This is a genomic window from Citrobacter sp. Cpo065 (assembly GCF_030332805.1).
Classification (GTDB): Bacteria; Pseudomonadota; Gammaproteobacteria; order Enterobacterales; family Enterobacteriaceae; genus Citrobacter; species Citrobacter portucalensis.
Genome location: NZ_JAOWHC010000031.1, coordinates 1 through 1,331, shown reverse-complemented (window position 1 = coordinate 1,331; position 1,331 = coordinate 1). Strand labels below are relative to the sequence as shown.

The 1,331-nt window shown below is 52.9% G+C and carries 1 rRNA gene (running past one end of the window); it reads right to left on the bottom strand.

The features are described 5' to 3' along the window. Positions 1-1,331, bottom strand: a 23S ribosomal RNA gene (locus OGY68_RS11120); its annotated part reaches 1,451 nt to the left of the window's first position; the annotation flags it as partial.

Below are 1,331 nucleotides of genomic sequence, written 5' to 3'. Positions count from 1 at the left end.
GAACCTCCGCCTACATGCTTAAACCGGGACAACCGTCGCCCGGCTAACATAGCCTTCTCCGTCCCCCCTTCGCAGTAACACCAAGTACAGGAATATTAACCTGTTTCCCATCGACTACGCCTTTCGGCCTCGCCTTAGGGGTCGACTCACCCTGCCCCGATTAACGTTGGACAGGAACCCTTGGTCTTCCGGCGTGCGGGTTTTTCACCCGCATTATCGTTACTTATGTCAGCATTCGCACTTCTGATACCTCCAGCATGCCTCACGACACACCTTCAACGGCTTACAGAACGCTCCCCTACCCAACAACACATAGTGTCGCTGCCGCAGCTTCGGTGCATGGTTTAGCCCCGTTACATCTTCCGCGCAGGCCGACTCGACCAGTGAGCTATTACGCTTTCTTTAAATGATGGCTGCTTCTAAGCCAACATCCTGGCTGTCTGTGCCTTCCCACATCGTTTCCCACTTAACCATGACTTTGGGACCTTAGCTGGCGGTCTGGGTTGTTTCCCTCTTCACGACGGACGTTAGCACCCGCCGTGTGTCTCCCGTGATAACATTCTTCGGTATTCGCAGTTTGCATCGGGTTGGTAAGTCGGGATGACCCCCTAGCCGAAACAGTGCTCTACCCCCGAAGATGAGTTCACGAGGCGCTACCTAAATAGCTTTCGGGGAGAACCAGCTATCTCCCGGTTTGATTGGCCTTTCACCCCCAGCCACAAGTCATCCGCTAATTTTTCAACATTAGTCGGTTCGGTCCTCCAGTTAGTGTTACCCAACCTTCAACCTGCCCATGGCTAGATCACCGGGTTTCGGGTCTATACCCTGCAACTTAACGCCCAGTTAAGACTCGGTTTCCCTTCGGCTCCCCTATTCGGTTAACCTTGCTACAGAATATAAGTCGCTGACCCATTATACAAAAGGTACGCAGTCACACCCCAAAGGGTGCTCCCACTGCTTGTACGTACACGGTTTCAGGTTCTTTTTCACTCCCCTCGCCGGGGTTCTTTTCGCCTTTCCCTCACGGTACTGGTTCACTATCGGTCAGTCAGGAGTATTTAGCCTTGGAGGATGGTCCCCCCATATTCAGACAGGATACCACGTGTCCCGCCCTACTCTTCGAGTTCACAACACATGCACTTTTGTGTACGGGACTTTCACCCTGTATCGTGCGACTTTCCAGACGCTTCCACTAACACACATGCTGATTCAGACTCTGGGCTGCTCCCCGTTCGCTCGCCGCTACTGGGGGAATCTCGGTTGATTTCTTTTCCTCGGGGTACTTAGATGTTTCAGTTCCCCCGGTTCGCTTCATTACGCTATGTATTCAC